The sequence below is a fragment of the Streptomyces phaeofaciens genome (genome assembly GCF_014648915.1).
Classification (GTDB): Bacteria; Actinomycetota; Actinomycetes; order Streptomycetales; family Streptomycetaceae; genus Streptomyces; species Streptomyces phaeofaciens.
In genome coordinates this window covers 25,466-38,893 of sequence record NZ_BMSA01000051.1, presented here as the reverse complement: position 1 = coordinate 38,893, position 13,428 = coordinate 25,466, and the positions used below count along the sequence as shown (strand labels likewise).

Below are 13,428 nucleotides of genomic sequence, written 5' to 3'. Positions count from 1 at the left end.
GACACAGCCCCTGACACCTGCCCAGCAATCAGTGCAGACACCGTTGCAGTACTAGGCCGTGTCCGCAAAGTCCCGTCTGGCTCGCGACGCCCGGCACGGCACCTCGCCGCGTTGTCGGGATCACCCGCGTACACCCAGTACGCGGGCGACCCTCCGCCTTGCGATGTACCGCACCGGACGCCGCGAGCCCTGCCCTGCGGGCAGACGACGCCACTTTGCGGACACGACCTAGGCGATCCGCCGCAGCCGCTCGTACTGGCGGGCCAGCCCCTCCAGCAGGGCCGTCAGTCCCGTCTCGAAGGCCCGCTCGTCGATCTTCTCCTGCTGCTCGGCGAGCCGGTGCGCCTGTCCGAGGTGGGGGTAGTCGGCGGGGTCGTACGCGCTCGCGTCGTCGACGAAGCCGCCGGCGAACGAGCCGAGCGCGGAGCCCATCACGAAGTACCGCATCAGCGCGCCGATGGAGGTGGCCTGCGCGGGCGGCCAGCCCGCGGCGACCATCCCGCCGTACACCGCGTCGGCGAGCCGGAGTCCGGCCGGGCGGCGGCCGGGGCCCTGGGCGAGGACGGGGACGATGTTGGGGTGGTCGAGCAGGGCGGCCCGGTAGGAGACCGCCCAGTCGTGCAGCGCGGTCCGCCACTCCCGCCCGTCCTCGAACATCGACAGGTCGACCTGGGCGCTCACCGAGTCGGCGACGGCCTCCAGGATCTCGTCCTTGGTGCGGAAGTGGTTGTAGAGGGAGGGCCCGCTGACCCCCAGTTCGGCCGCCAGCCGGCGCGTGGAGACGGCCGGCAGGCCCTCCGCGTCCACGAGCCTCCGGGCGGTCTCGACGATCCGGTCGGTGTTGAGCAAGGGCTTGCGCGGTCGGGCCATGGCGCACATAGTAGGGCTGCACCTTGAAACTAGCAGTGCTAATTTAAATGTCCGGCTTTCAAGGGTCTTCTTCTGTGAGGTGATCTCGTGGTGAACCTGGGGCTCAGCGAGGAGCAGGAGGCCGTCAGACGGCTCGCCCGGGACTTCGTGGACCGCGAGATCGCCCCGCACGTCGTCGCCTGGGACCGTGCCGAGGAGGTCGACCGGTCGGTCGTCAAGAAGCTCGGCGAGGTCGGCTTCCTGGGCCTGACGATCGACGAGGAGTACGGCGGATCCGGCGGCGACCACCTCGCGTACTGCCTGGTCACGGAGGAACTGGGCCGCGGCGATTCCTCCGTGCGCGGGATCGTCTCGGTGTCGCTGGGGCTGGTCGCCAAGACGATCGCCGCCTGGGGGGACGAGGAGCAGCGGCGCGCCTGGCTGCCGGGGCTCACCTCCGGCGCGTACGTCGGCTGCTTCGGCCTCACCGAGCCCGGCACCGGCTCGGACGCCGGCAACCTCGCCACCCGCGCGGTCCGCGACGGCGACGAGTACGTCATCAGCGGCACGAAGATGTTCATCACCAACGGCACCTGGGCCGACGTCGTCCTGCTCTTCGCCCGCTCCACGGACGCCCCCGGCCACAAGGGCGTCTCCGCGTTCCTCGTCCCCACCGACACCCCCGGCCTCAGCCGCCGCACCGTCCACGGCAAGCTCGGCCTGCGCGGCCAGGCGACCGCCGAACTGGTCCTTCAGGACGTCCGGGTCCCCGCGTCCGCGCTGCTCGGCGAGGAGGGCAAGGGCTTCTCGGTCGCCATGTCGGCGCTGGCCAAGGGCCGGATGTCGGTCGCGGCGGGCTGTGTCGGCCTGGCGCAGGCCGCGCTGGACGCCGCGGTGCGGTACGCGGGGGAGCGCGAGCAGTTCGGCAGGACCATCGCCCACCATCAGCTGGTCCAGGAGCTGATCAGTGACATCGCCGTGGACGTCGACGCGGCCCGGCTGCTGACCTGGCGCGTCGCCGACCTGATCGACCGCGGGCTGCCCTTCGCCACCGAGTCCTCCAAGGCCAAGCTGTTCGCCTCGGAGGCCGCCGTGCGCGCCGCGAACAACGCCCTCCAGGTCTTCGGCGGCTACGGCTACATCGACGAGTACCCGGCGGGCAAGCTGCTGCGGGACGCCCGGGTGATGACCCTCTACGAGGGCACCAGCCAGATCCAGAAGCTGGTCATCGGGCGGGCGCTGACGGGGGTCTCGGCGTTCTGAGTACCGGAACTGAGTATCCGAGCGGATGTGGTTCCGGCCACACCCGGCGACGCTGGTCCCCATGAGTGACACACCCGTCAAGCAGCAGAACACGGCCGCCTTCTACGGTCAGGCCGTCGCCTCCTTCGCCGTCGCCATGTCGGCCACGGCCGTCGGCATCTACCAGCTGGACACCGACGCCTGGGTGCGGTCCTTCCTGGCGATCGCCGTCCTGTATCTGGTGACCTCCGCCTTCACGCTGGCGAAGGTGATCCGGGACCGCCAGGAGGCGGGCACGATCGTGAGCCGGGTCGACCAGGCCCGGCTGGAGAAGCTCCTGGCCGCACACGACCCCTTCGAGAAGCTCTGAGGGCTTCCCCCGGGGCCGAGCGGGCACTCTAAGCGGCCGCTCACCTCGGGCGGTATGGTGTAGCTCCTGTACCGAGAGGGGCGAGCGAGCGATGAGTACGGCGGAGGAGACGACCGGCGGCGAGATCGAGCCGTGGGAAGAGGTCACCCCTGACGCGGCACGGCGACTGCTCGTCGCGGCCGTGGAGGCCTTCGCCGAGCGTGGCTACCACGCGACCACGACCCGCGACATCGCGGGCCGTGCGGGCATGAGCCCGGCGGCGCTCTACATCCACTACAAGACCAAGGAAGAGCTGCTCCACCGCATCAGCCGGATCGGCCACGACCGCGCGCTGGCCATCCTGCGCACGGCCGCCGAGGGCGCGGGCACCCCGGCCCAGCGGCTCGCGGAAGCGGTCGGCTCGTTCGTCCGCTGGCACGCCGGACGGCGCACCACCGCACGGGTGGTGCAGTACGAGCTGGAGGCGCTCGGACCGGACGCGCGCGCCGAGATCCTCGCGCTGCGCCGGCAGGTCGACGCCGAGGTGCGCGGGATCATCGAGGAGGGTGTGGCCTCCGGCGAGTTCGACGTGCTGGACATCCACGGCACCACCCTCGCCGTGCTCTCCCTCTGCATCGACGTGGCCCGCTGGTTCAACGTCGACGGCCCGCGCACGCCCGACGAGGTCGGCGCGCTCTACGCCGACCTCGTGCTGCGGATGGTGGGCGCGGAGAAGCAGCCCCCACCGGCCCCCGCCGGAAACGGGTCCTAGACGTAGTACCGGGAGACCGACTCCGCCACGCAGACCGGCTTGTCCGCGCCCTCGCGCTCCACGGTGAACGCGAGGGTGACCTGGACGCCGCCGGTCACGTCCTCCACGCCGCTGATCCGCGCCGTCGCGCGCAGCCGTGAGCCGACCGGGACGGGCGCGGGGAAACGCACCTTGTTCGTCCCGTAGTTCACGCCCATCTTCACGCCCTCGACCGCGATCAGCTGGGGCCCGAAGAGCGGCAGCAGGGACAGGGTCAGGTACCCGTGCGCGATGGTCGTCCCGAACGGGCCCGAGGCGGCGCGCTCCGGGTCGACATGGATCCACTGGTGGTCACCGGTGGCCTCCGCGAACAGGTCGATGCGCTTCTGGTCGATCTCCAGCCAGTCGGTGTGGCCCAGCTGCTCGCCCACGGCCGACTTCAGTTCGTCGGCGGACGTGAAGATCCTCGGCTCTGCCATGTGTCTCCGGCCCTCTCGCACGGTGTCCTGCTAAGCGACTGCTTAGCATGGTAGGGCCGCGGGCCGCTGTCAACGGACGCGGGGTGTGACGTGATGGGTAGGGTTCGAGAGGTGCCCCAGATTCCAGAGACGATCAACGAGCTCACGGTCGGCCAGCTCGCCGCCCGCAGCGGTGTCGCGGTCTCCGCCCTGCACTTCTACGAGTCCAAGGGTCTGATCCGCAGCTGCCGCACCCCTGGCAACCAGCGCCGCTACCACCGTGACGCGCTCCGCCGGGTCGCCTTCGTCCGTGCCGCCCAGCGCGTCGGCATCCCGCTCGCCACGATCCGCGAGGCCCTCGCCGAACTCCCCGAGGAGCGCACCCCCACCCGCGAGGACTGGGCGCGCCTGTCCGAGACCTGGCGGGCGGAGCTGGACGAGCGCATCAAGCAGCTCAACCGCCTCCGCGACCACCTCACCGACTGCATCGGCTGCGGCTGCCTCTCCCTCGACACCTGCGTCCTGTCCAACCCCGACGACGCCTTCGGTCAGCGCGCCTCCGGTTCGCGCCTCCTCGTGGAACGCAGAAAGGGGGCGGAGTAGAACCCCCGCCCCCCGGCCGCTCACGTGCTCACTCGTACTCCGTGCCGCCCTTGCGGGTCAGATACGCCCCGCTCACCGCCTTGGCGATGGCCCGCCCGCCGGTCACGGGGCTGTACCGCTCGACGGCGGGCCGTATCACGACACCCTCCCGCAGATGCAGCTCCCGCCCCGACACGGTCTCCCGCCCCGTCGCGATCTCCAGCACCCGCTCACTGTCGTACGGCCCCGCGAACAGCCGCGGCACCAGCGGAAGTTCCCCGCCCAGCAGCTCCGCGGCGTCCAGCCACCGCACCATTCCGTCGATCTCCGCGGACACGTCGAACACCGCGTACCCGAGCGTCTCGCTCCGCCCGTCCGCGCCGTACGTCAGGTCCTGGACCCCCGCGCCGTACACCTCGCCGAAGATCCCGACCCGGCGCGCGCCGAGCCGTTCGGCGAGCCGGGCCGCCGCCTCGGCGACACCGTGGCCGCGCACGGCCCGCCAGTAGAGGTTGCGCGGGTCCTCCTTCAGGGCCAGCGACTTCCCGCCGAAGCCCTTCGAGGAGACGTACACCCGCTCCTCGTCCGCGGCATAGGTCAGCAGGCACGCCGAACCGTGCAGCTTCTCGGTCAGGACGACCGGCTCGCCCGGCTCGAAGATGCCCGGGTAGCGCTGGATGTTCTCGATGTCGACCCACGGCAGCAGATCCGGCGCCGCCTCGACGTCACCGCTCATGGTCGGCGGGATCGGCGGCACCCACTTCACGATGCCGAGCCGCTCCGCGAAGTCGGTGCCCTCCGCGGCCGCCCGCGCGAGATCGACGTCCGCCAGCGCCCGCGGCCGGCACACGATGCCCTGCGACAGCTCGCCCCGCAGCCGCACCGCCTTCACCCGGTCCGAGTTGCCGCCCGCCAGCCGCCCGGTCAGCCCCAGCTCCTCGACCAGGCCGGTGGGGAGCACCGACTGCTCGGGGATGTAGAGGGCGGCCTCCCCGGTGCGGTAGGCGCCCTTGGCGACGACCGCCCGGTAGAGGCCGACCTGGGCCAGTTCGAGGGCGTCGGCGTTGGGGTGTTCATGGACCGTCAGCACTTCTGCGGTGACGCGCAGCGTCGACATACGGGTGACTCCTTCGGTACCTCAGCTCGGTTTCATCGTCCTCAACTCTCGTCGCGGGAAAGGGATGGAGCGACCCGATTAGCGGCTGGTAACGTCACGCTCTTCGGCCGGCGCCGCCAACGCGCCGTCGCGCACGGAGTCCCGACGGGACGAACTCCCATGCCCTCACCGGCCCTCGCCGCCGCACTCGACGACATCGACACGGTCTTCAACGGCTTCGCCAGCCCGCACGAGACCGGCTGCGAGCGCTGCTTCCGTCCCGAGGAGACCGCCCGCCTGCGCACTCCCTACGTCCGGGTGCCGCTCGACGTGGTGGAGCGGTTCGTCTTCAAGGTGCCCGGCCACTTCGCGGACCACGCGGCCGTGATGCGCCGGCTGCTGCCGCAGACCGCCCACGCCATGGCCGACGGCACGCTGGGAGGCGTCGGCTGGGGCATCCACGGTCTGGCCAGGGTCACCTGGCGCACCTGGCCGGCCGAACAGGCCTCTGCCGTGGCGGCGTTCGTGCACGCCTGGTGGCAGGACGTTCTTGCGACGCCCGCCCCGCCGTACCCGGTCGGCGACGTGTTCGAGACCTGCGCCATGATCCTCGGCACGCTCACCCCGCTCCTCGACCGGTGGGAGCCCGGCCCCGTCGCAGACGCCCACCTGGCGACCTGCGCCGCCTCCTGGCAGTACGAACTCGTCACCGACCGCGCGCCCTTCTCCTGGTGGGACCCGGACGACGAGCCCGCCGTCATCGCCGAGCACCAGGCCTGGCTCGCCGAGCACGCCCCCGCCCGGCTGCGCGCGGCGGGCGAGTCCGACCTCGCCGTCCGCGCCGCGCTCCTCGCCCTGCCCTACGACGAACGCTGGGCGCACCCGTACTGGTACAGCCCCTCCGCCACCAACTGAGCGTTGGACACCGCCCGTCGCCCGTCCGGCAGGAACAAGGTGTCCTCCAGCCCGATCCGGGTCGCCAGCCCCAGCCGTCCCGCCAGCCGCAGCACCGGCCAGGTGCCGCCGCCCTCGCCGTGCAGCAGCACGGGGAGACCATGGGCGGCGCCCAGCTCGGACAGCAGGGCCCGCGCCGACTCCTCGGCGGTCTCCGGATCCGGGTCCGTCACCTCGGCGAGCACCCGCAGCACCCTGGGCGCGAGCGGCGAGGCGGCGAACCGGGCCGGGCCGTCCGTCCCGGACCAGAGGCCGGCCTCCACGGCGATCCCGCTGCCCATCAGCTGCCCGGCGAGCTCCTCCGCGCCCGGCTCGTGCCAGTTGACGGAGGCGGCGTCGGGCGGCACCGGCCACCCCCGCACCCGCTCCAGCCGCCGCGCGGGGTCGGGCTCCGCCCAGGCTCCGGTCGTCACCCCGACCGGCACCGCCACCCGCCGTCGTATCGCCTCGAGGGCCGGACCGACCACGCGGGGGGACAGACTGTCCTGTCCGCACGGCGTCTTGGGGTGGACGTGGATCTCCGTGGCCCCGGCCGCGACGGCCTCGGCCGCGGAGGCGGCCAGCGCCTCGGGCGACAGCGGCACGACCGCACCGTCGGCGGCTCCGCGCGCTCCGTTCAGACAGGCCTGCATGCCTCGATGGTGCCATCCGTCGGCGACCGCCGACCGCAACGGCCGAGAGGCCATACAGGGGTGCGGCATCCCCGGCGCACCCCCGCCGTGCTCTCAGGGGCGCGTCAGGCCGACATCAGCAGCCGTCCACGCCGGGCGTACGCCAGCGCCTCCGGGGTGAGTACGGGCCGCGGGACGAGGATCCCGCAGTCCGAACAGACCGGACCCGCCGACGGTTCGTGATCCAGGTCGTACTTCCACAGCAGCCGTTCGCCGCCGCAGACCGGGCAGGAGGAACCCGGTGCCCGCTCCAGCGCGGCGATCAGCCTGCGCAGCACCTCGGCCAGCGGTTCACGGGGGTGGACCCGCGGGTCGTCGCACCAGGCCACGCCGAAGCCGCCCCAGGTCAGCCGGTGCCAGTCGTCGACACTGCCCGGCCTGCGCAGCCCGTCGTGCTTCTCCTTCTTGCGGCGCTCGGCGAACTCGACCTCGTAGGCCAGCCACACCGCCCGCGCCTCCTCCAGTTCGTCCAACGCGGCCACGAGCCGCGCCGGATCGGGGGAGCGGTCCTCGGGTCCGAACCCGGCCCGGGAGCACAGATGGTCCCAGGTCGCCCGGTGCCCGTAAGGGGCGAACCGCTCCAGGCACTTGCGCAGCGAGTACCTCCGCAGGGCCAGATCGCACCGCGGGTCTCGTACCTGTCTCGCCAGACTCCGGAAACCGGCCATCGCCTTGCACCTCCGTCACATCTGCACCTGTACTTCGGTCACTTCGGCGTCGTCGCATGGACGTCGTCGAGTAGACGTATCGACAAGCGATTCGGCTCCATCCGATCTCCGACGACCTTCGGCAGCCGAAAACTTGACGCATGTTCATCTTCAATCCCGGGGATACCGGCGGTAACCTTCCGGCCACCCCCGTCGCTAGGAGCAGCCGATGCCACGGCGAACCCCCCGCACCACTCTCGACAGACTGAGAACTCCCGGCAGATTCCCCGGGTTCCTGAAGACCGCCTCCGTATGCACCCTCGTCGCCGGTCTTCTGTCGCCCCTCGCCCAGACGGCCTCGGCGGCCGAGCAGGCCGCGGCGGCGAACGACTACTGCGGCGGCCAGTGTTCCGACATCCTGCCGCCCGGCGAGAACGGCAACGCCACCCTGGCCCAGATCCTGCTCAACCAGGCCTTCGGCACCCAGCCCGAGCACGCCGAGGACCAGCTCGGCCCCTACGCCAACCTGGCCAAGGGTTACCCCACCCTCACCAACGCCACCATCAACACCTTCTTCAACGACGCGTCCTTCGGTGTCACGTCCGATCAAGTCGCCTCCACCCTGAAGCCCGCGGGCCGCAGCGACGTGACGATCGTCCGCGACAAGAAGACGGGCGTACCGCACATCACCGGTACCACCAGATACGGCACCGAGTTCGGTGTCGGATATGCGGCCGCCCAGGACCGGCTGTGGCTCATGGACGTCTTCCGCCACGTCGGCCGCGGCCAGCTCACGAACTTCGCGGGCGGCGACCCGTCCAACCAGGGGCTGGAACAGCAGTTCTGGCGCAACGCTCCGTACACCGAGGCAGACCTCCAGGCCCAGATCGACAACGCCGTCGCCACCAACGGCACCCGCGGCCAGCAGGCCCTCGCCGACGCGGGCGCCTACCTCGACGGCATCAACGCGTACATCGACGCCTCCGACAGCGGCCGCTACTTCCCCGGTGAATACGTCCTGACCGGACACAAGGACTCAATCACCAACGCCGGCACCATCGACCACTTCAAGATCACCGACCTGGTGGCGCTGGCCTCGGTCATCGGCGCGCTCTTCGGCTCCGGCGGCGGCGGCGAGGTCGACAACGCCCTCTCCCTGCTCGCCGCACAGGAGAAGTACGGCGTTCAGGAGGGCACCGAGGTCTGGGAGGCGTTCCGCGAACGCAACGACCCCGAGGCCGTTCTCACCGTCCACGACGGCGAGAGCTTCCCGTACGCCACCAAGCCCGACGACCCGCAGGGCGAGGCCCTCCCCGACGCCGGCTCGGTCGTCCGGGAGCCGCTGATCTACGACGCCACGGGCACCGGCGCCGACACGAGCGCCACCGCCGCCTCCGCCACGGCGGCCGCGACGGCCGTCAGCTCCGCCCGGCGCGGCATGTCCAACGCCCTCGTGGTCAGCGGCCGGGCCACCGCCGGCGGCCACCCGGTCGCCGTCTTCGGCCCGCAGACCGGCTACTTCGCCCCGCAGCTGCTCATGCTCCAGGAGATCCAGGGTCCGGGCATCAGCGCCCGAGGAGCCTCCTTCGCGGGCCTGAGCATGTACGTCGAACTGGGCCGCGGCCAGGACTACGCGTGGAGCGCCACGACCTCCGGCCAGGACATCATCGACACCTACGCGGTCGAGCTGTGCCAGGACGACTACCACTACCTGTACCGCGGCACCTGCACGGCCATGGACAAGGTCGAGCAGAAGAACGCCTGGAAGCCGACCACGGCCGACGGCACCGCCGTCGGCTCGTACACCATGCGCGTGTGGCGCACGAAGTACGGACCCGTGGAGTACCGGGCGACCGTCGGCGGCAAGAAGGTCGCCTACACCACCCTGCGCTCCTCCTTCCTGCACGAGGCCGACTCCATCATCGGCTTCCAGATGCTGAACGACCCCGACCACGTCAAGGGCCCGGAGACCTTCCAGAGCGCGGTGCAGCACATCAACTACACCTTCAACTGGTTCTACGCCGACTCCACGCACACCGCGTACTACAACAGCGGCGACAACCCGGTGCGCGCGACCGGCGTCGACGCCGAGTTCCCGGTCTGGGCGCAGCCGGCGTACGAGTGGAAGAACTGGGTGCCGGCCACCAACACGGCCGGCTACACGCCCGCTTCCGCGCACCCGAACTCCATCGACCAGGACTACTACGTCTCCTGGAACAACAAGCAGGCCCTGGACTACGCGACCGCCTCCTGGGGCAACGGTTCCGTGCACCGCGGCAACCTCCTGGAGGACCGGGTGAAGAAGCTGGTCGCGGCCGGCGGGGTCACCCGCGCGTCCCTGACGAAGGCGATGGCGGACGCGGCCCTCGCCGATCTGCGCGCCGAGGACGTCCTGCCCGACCTGCTGAAGGTGATCAACAGCTCCACGGTCACCGACACCACCGCGGCGGCCGCCGTCACCAAGCTCCAGACCTGGCTGACGGCGGGCGGCAGACGCACGGAGACCACGGCCGGTTCGAAGACCTACGCCGACGCCGACGCGATCCGCATCCTGGACGCCTGGTGGCCGCTGCTGGTGAAGGCCGAGTTCGAACCGGGTCTCGGCACCGGCCTCTACACGGCGTTCACCGCCAACCTGCCCATCGACGAGACACCGTCGGCCGCCCACGGCCCGACCGGCGCCCACGCCGGCAGCTCCTTCCAGTACGGCTGGTGGAGCTATGTCGACAAGGACATCCGGTCCGTGCTCGGCGAGCCGGTCCAGGGCGCGCTGCCGCGCAAGTACTGCGGCGGCGGCACCGTCAGCGGCTGCCGTGACGTCCTCATCAGCACCCTGAAGACGGCGGCCGGCAAGACCGCGGCCCAGGTCTACCCGGGCGACACCCTGTGCGCGGCCGGCAACCAGTGGTGCGCCGACTCGATCGTCCAGCGCACCCTGGGCGGCATCAAGCACGGCAACATCAGCTGGCAGAACCGGCCCACGTTCCAGCAGGTGGTGGAGTTCACGTCCCACCGGTGACCTCCCGAGGGCGGTGGGCCGGTCAGTGGATCCGGCCCGCCGCCAGCACGATCCGCGCCAGCTCGGGGTGCACGATGTCGCAGTGCGCCCCGGCCGGCGCGCCCCCGCGCCGGACCACCGCCGCCGCGTCGATGTTCACGCACCCCGACGCCGGCAGCGGCACGGTCAGGGCCTTGGCGAGCGGGTACGCGGGCGTCCCCGGGACGGCCTGCACACCGTCGTGCCCCAGGGCCCCCCACCGGGCGCCGAGCATGTCCCCGACACCGAACTCCGCCGGGGCGGGCCCGGTGTCACCGGCCGCCACGGCCTCCGGCTCCGCCAGCACCCCGCGCGCGTCGCCCGCCATCCGGGACGCCAGCGGGTACATCGTGCCCAGCGCCGAGTCGTGCTGGGAGAAGCAGCACACCAGGGGACCGTCGACCCGGTTCTGCTGCCCCTGCAACACCCCGCCCGCGCGCGGGTCGTGCGGCAGCCGGGTGGCGAACGCGTAGTGCGAGAAGGCCCCCTGGAGGAGCGTCACGGACTTCACGGTGCGCACCCCCCGCGGCAGGCCGCGCAGCGCGAACGACACCAGCCGCGCGCCGAAGCTGTGCCCCACCAGATGCACCCGCACCCCGGGCGCCGCGGCCGCCAGCCGGCCGATCAGCGGCCCGAGGCCCCGCTCGCCGACCGTCCCGGCCCGCCGCTTCATCGCGTAGTACGTCGCCTGCCGCAGCAGCTCGTGCGCCCCGTCCCACGGGTTGGGCAGGCCGAACTCCCGGCTGCCACCCCCCGACCGGAGCCGGCCCAGCGCCTGCGCGAACGTCTCGCAGACCGCCGCCGTCGCCCCGGCGAACATCTCCGGCTCGTCCTGCGGCACCCCCTCCGCCACGGTGTCCGCCGCGAACGGCGCCTGCGGCCCCGCCGGCACCCCGTCCACCAGCAGCCTCACCAGCCGCCCGAACTCCTCCAGTTCGCCCGCCTCGGGCGGCCGCTGCTCCAGCATCCGGGCGATCTGCTCGACCACCGTGGCCCGGCCCGGGAACGTCTCCAGCAGCGCGTGCCGGGTCTCCTCGTCGAGCACCGGGCCGCCGTTCACCCCGGCCACGACGGACCGCGGGAGATCCGGGATCGGCTCGTCCGAGAACCGCATCGACGGCCACAGCACCCCCACGTACCCGATCCGGGCACCCGGGACGAGCTGCGGGAACGGCGCGAAGAAGCGGCTGTAGAGCGCGGTGGCGCCGGAGCGGTCGCTGTTCCAGCCGTGCGAGAAGACGATCAGATCGTGGACCTTGCGCTGCTTCGCCCCGGCCAGCAGCCGGTCCCGCTGGGCGCCGTCGACGTCCCCGTCCGCGTCGAAGGTCAGTTCCCAGTAGGGAGTCACACTCATTGCCGACTGTGCCATGACAGGCCCCCGTCCCCCGGAGCGGTGCGCGACAGGAGCGCATCGTCCTGCCAACGGGCGGACTTGGCCATACGTCACGTCTCATCCGTAGAGCAGATACTCCCGCCGGGTCCGCCGGAACACTCCCAACTCCTCCCGCCACCCGGCGACCACGTCCTCGACCCCCGCCCCGGCGTCGATCGCGGTCCGCACCCACGCCGAACCGGTGAGCCTGTCGATCCACCGGTCGGGCCGCCAGGCGAAGCCGCTCCACACCCGGCTGGCGGTCACCAGCAGGGCGATCCCGGTGCGCACCGGGTTGAAGGCGTCCCGGTCGTGCACATGGAGCTGCACCCCGCCCACGGCCTTGCCCTGGAACTTCGAGAAGGCGGGCGCGAAGTACGCCTCCCTGAACCGCACTCCCGGCAGCCCCAGCGCGTTCGCCGCGGCCGCCCACCGCCCGTCGATCCCCTCCGCGCCGAGCAGCTCGAACGGCCGGGTCGTGCCGCGTCCCTCCGACAGGTTGGTGCCCTCGAAGAGGCACGTCCCCGCGTACACCAGCGCGGTGTCGGGGGTCGGCATGTTCGGGCTCGGCGGCACCCAGGGCAGCCCGCAGGCCTCGAACCGGTCCGTCCGCCGCCACCCGCTCATCTCCACGGTGTCCAGCTCCACCGCCGAGTCCAGGAACTCCCCGTCGAACAGCCGGGCCAGCTCCGCCACGGTCATCCCGTGCGCCTGCGCGATCGGCCGGCGTCCGACGAACGACGCGAACTCCGGGTGCAGCACGGGCCCGTGCGCCGCCCGCCCGGTCACCGGGTTCGGCCGGTCCAGCACCACGAACCGCTTCCCGGCCAGCCGCGCCGCCTCCATGCAGTCGTGGAGCGTCCAGATGTACGTGTAGAAACGGGCGCCCACGTCCTGGATGTCGAAGACGACCGTGTCCACGCCGGAGGCGGTGAACACGTCGGCCAGCGGCCGGCCGCTCATGAGGTAGGTGTCGTGGACGGGCAGCCCGGTCGCCGGGTCGGTGTGGCGGCCCTCGGAACCGCCCGCCTGGGCGGTGCCCCGGAAGCCGTGCTCCGGACCGAAGACGGCGGTCAGGTTCACCCGGTCGTCGGCGTGCATGACGTCCACGATGTGCCGGGCGTCGGCGGTGACGCCGGTCGGGTTGGTGACGACACCGATCCGCCGGCCGTCGAGCAGCGCGTACCCGTCGGCGGCCAGGCGGTCGAAGCCGGTGCGCACGCGCGGGCGTGAGCGGGCCGCTGTGGGGAGCGGCAGGGCCGCCGGGGCTGCGAGCAGGGTTCTTCTGGTCAGGTCCATGCGGCTCCCGAGGGCAGGGGTCGGGTGCGGGAGGGTGCGGGCGTCCGCGCCGTTCCCCGCGCCCCTTACGGTGCTGCCATCGCCCTTTCCTCAAACATACCGACCGGTTAGTCTGGCCCGG

The 13,428-nt window shown here is 72.0% G+C and carries 13 protein-coding genes; 6 read left to right on the top strand and 7 right to left on the bottom strand.

Annotated features, from left to right (window positions below; translation table 11 throughout):
• Positions 1-228: 228 nt before the first annotated feature.
• A complete protein-coding gene (locus IE275_RS43335) occupies positions 229-870 on the bottom strand; it encodes a TetR/AcrR family transcriptional regulator (protein ID WP_189718216.1) in 642 nt (213 codons plus the stop codon).
• 90 nt (positions 871-960) lie between these two features.
• Between IE275_RS43335 and IE275_RS43330 the strand changes: the two genes are divergently transcribed.
• The 3 genes from IE275_RS43330 (at position 961) to IE275_RS43320 (ending at position 3,212) form a co-directional block, all read left to right on the top strand.
• A complete protein-coding gene (locus IE275_RS43330; RefSeq protein ID WP_189718217.1) occupies positions 961-2,112 on the top strand; it encodes an acyl-CoA dehydrogenase family protein in 1,152 nt (383 codons plus the stop codon).
• A gap of 61 nt (positions 2,113-2,173) precedes the next feature.
• Positions 2,174-2,461 carry a YiaA/YiaB family inner membrane protein gene (locus tag IE275_RS43325; RefSeq protein ID WP_189718215.1) on the top strand — a complete coding sequence of 96 codons (288 nt, stop codon included), beginning with the start codon at positions 2,174-2,176 and terminating at the stop codon, positions 2,459-2,461.
• 91 nt (positions 2,462-2,552) lie between these two features.
• A complete protein-coding gene (locus IE275_RS43320) occupies positions 2,553-3,212 on the top strand; it encodes a TetR/AcrR family transcriptional regulator (protein ID WP_189718214.1) in 660 nt (219 codons plus the stop codon).
• Here the strand turns inward: IE275_RS43320 and IE275_RS43315 are convergent.
• Positions 3,209-3,670 (bottom strand): MaoC family dehydratase, encoded by a 462-nt coding sequence (locus tag IE275_RS43315; protein WP_189718213.1) that lies wholly within the window; start codon positions 3,668-3,670, stop codon positions 3,209-3,211. The two genes, IE275_RS43320 and IE275_RS43315, sit on opposite strands and share 4 nt — an antisense overlap.
• 111 nt (positions 3,671-3,781) lie before the next feature.
• Here IE275_RS43315 and soxR point away from each other — a divergent pair, with 111 nt between their 5' ends.
• Positions 3,782-4,252 (top strand): redox-sensitive transcriptional activator SoxR, encoded by a 471-nt coding sequence (gene soxR / locus IE275_RS43310; protein ID WP_308435786.1) that lies wholly within the window; start codon positions 3,782-3,784, stop codon positions 4,250-4,252.
• 28 nt (positions 4,253-4,280) lie between these two features.
• Here the strand turns inward: soxR and IE275_RS43305 are convergent, their stop codons facing one another.
• Positions 4,281-5,348: an RNA ligase (ATP) gene (locus IE275_RS43305; protein ID WP_189718211.1), complete on the bottom strand. Its 1,068-nt coding sequence runs from the start codon at positions 5,346-5,348 to the stop codon at positions 4,281-4,283.
• A gap of 159 nt (positions 5,349-5,507) precedes the next feature.
• On the opposite strand from IE275_RS43305, the gene IE275_RS43300 reads away from it, so the two are divergent.
• Complete coding sequence (locus IE275_RS43300) at positions 5,508-6,242, top strand: hypothetical protein (RefSeq protein ID WP_189718210.1); 735 nt, start codon at positions 5,508-5,510, stop codon at positions 6,240-6,242.
• Here the strand turns inward: IE275_RS43300 and IE275_RS43295 are convergent.
• Both IE275_RS43295 and IE275_RS43290 read right to left on the bottom strand, forming a co-directional pair.
• Positions 6,188-6,913, bottom strand: coding sequence for a 3-keto-5-aminohexanoate cleavage protein (locus IE275_RS43295; protein ID WP_189718209.1), 726 nt, complete (start codon positions 6,911-6,913; stop codon positions 6,188-6,190). The genes IE275_RS43300 and IE275_RS43295 overlap by 55 nt on opposite strands.
• 104 nt (positions 6,914-7,017) lie before the next feature.
• Positions 7,018-7,620, bottom strand: coding sequence for a hypothetical protein (locus IE275_RS43290; protein WP_189718208.1), 603 nt, complete (start codon positions 7,618-7,620; stop codon positions 7,018-7,020).
• Between the two features lie 208 nt (positions 7,621-7,828).
• On the opposite strand from IE275_RS43290, the gene IE275_RS43285 reads away from it, so the two are divergent.
• Positions 7,829-10,618, top strand: coding sequence for a penicillin acylase family protein (locus IE275_RS43285; RefSeq protein WP_189718207.1), 2,790 nt, complete (start codon positions 7,829-7,831; stop codon positions 10,616-10,618).
• Between the two features lie 22 nt (positions 10,619-10,640).
• Here the strand turns inward: IE275_RS43285 and IE275_RS43280 are convergent, their stop codons facing one another.
• Complete coding sequence (locus tag IE275_RS43280; RefSeq protein ID WP_189718206.1) at positions 10,641-12,005, bottom strand: serine-threonine protein kinase; 1,365 nt, start codon at positions 12,003-12,005, stop codon at positions 10,641-10,643.
• An 81-nt stretch (positions 12,006-12,086) separates the two neighbouring features.
• Complete coding sequence (locus IE275_RS43275) at positions 12,087-13,307, bottom strand: exo-beta-N-acetylmuramidase NamZ family protein (RefSeq protein ID WP_189718205.1); 1,221 nt, start codon at positions 13,305-13,307, stop codon at positions 12,087-12,089.
• Positions 13,308-13,428: the final 121 nt, after the last annotated feature.

Excerpts from the sequence above, each read along its gene's own strand:
- IE275_RS43300 (WP_189718210.1), top strand. The coding sequence starts at position 5,508 with ATGCCCTCACCGGCCCTCGCCGCCGCACTCGACGACATCGACACGGTC.
- IE275_RS43295 (WP_189718209.1), bottom strand. The coding sequence starts at position 6,913 with ATGCAGGCCTGTCTGAACGGAGCGCGCGGAGCCGCCGACGGTGCGGTC.
- IE275_RS43285 (WP_189718207.1), top strand. The coding sequence starts at position 7,829 with ATGCCACGGCGAACCCCCCGCACCACTCTCGACAGACTGAGAACTCCC.
- IE275_RS43275 (WP_189718205.1), bottom strand. The coding sequence starts at position 13,307 with ATGGACCTGACCAGAAGAACCCTGCTCGCAGCCCCGGCGGCCCTGCCG.
- IE275_RS43280 (WP_189718206.1), bottom strand. The coding sequence starts at position 12,005 with ATGGCACAGTCGGCAATGAGTGTGACTCCCTACTGGGAACTGACCTTC.
- IE275_RS43290 (WP_189718208.1), bottom strand. The coding sequence starts at position 7,620 with ATGGCCGGTTTCCGGAGTCTGGCGAGACAGGTACGAGACCCGCGGTGC.
- IE275_RS43315 (WP_189718213.1), bottom strand. The coding sequence starts at position 3,670 with ATGGCAGAGCCGAGGATCTTCACGTCCGCCGACGAACTGAAGTCGGCC.
- IE275_RS43335 (WP_189718216.1), bottom strand. The coding sequence starts at position 870 with ATGGCCCGACCGCGCAAGCCCTTGCTCAACACCGACCGGATCGTCGAG.
- IE275_RS43320 (WP_189718214.1), top strand. The coding sequence starts at position 2,553 with ATGAGTACGGCGGAGGAGACGACCGGCGGCGAGATCGAGCCGTGGGAA.
- IE275_RS43305 (WP_189718211.1), bottom strand. The coding sequence starts at position 5,348 with ATGTCGACGCTGCGCGTCACCGCAGAAGTGCTGACGGTCCATGAACAC.
- IE275_RS43325 (WP_189718215.1), top strand. The coding sequence starts at position 2,174 with ATGAGTGACACACCCGTCAAGCAGCAGAACACGGCCGCCTTCTACGGT.